The sequence below is a fragment of the Citrobacter sp. TBCS-14 genome, assembly GCF_005280805.1.
Taxonomy (GTDB): Bacteria; Pseudomonadota; Gammaproteobacteria; order Enterobacterales; family Enterobacteriaceae; genus Citrobacter; species Citrobacter gillenii.
Genome location: NZ_SZWM01000054.1, coordinates 1 through 353, shown reverse-complemented (window position 1 = coordinate 353; position 353 = coordinate 1). Strand labels below are relative to the sequence as shown.

The 353-nt window shown below is 55.5% G+C and carries 1 rRNA gene; it reads left to right on the top strand.

The features are described 5' to 3' along the window. A 23S ribosomal RNA gene (locus FDX22_RS00260) occupies positions 1–353 on the top strand; the annotation flags it as partial.

Below are 353 nucleotides of genomic sequence, written 5' to 3'. Positions count from 1 at the left end.
CTCCGGGGATAACAGGCTGATACCGCCCAAGAGTTCATATCGACGGCGGTGTTTGGCACCTCGATGTCGGCTCATCACATCCTGGGGCTGAAGTAGGTCCCAAGGGTATGGCTGTTCGCCATTTAAAGTGGTACGCGAGCTGGGTTTAGAACGTCGTGAGACAGTTCGGTCCCTATCTGCCGTGGGCGCTGGAGAATTGAGGGGGGCTGCTCCTAGTACGAGAGGACCGGAGTGGACGCATCACTGGTGTTCGGGTTGTCATGCCAATGGCATTGCCCGGTAGCTAAATGCGGAAGAGATAAGTGCTGAAAGCATCTAAGCACGAAACTTGCCCCGAGATGAGTTCTCCCTGA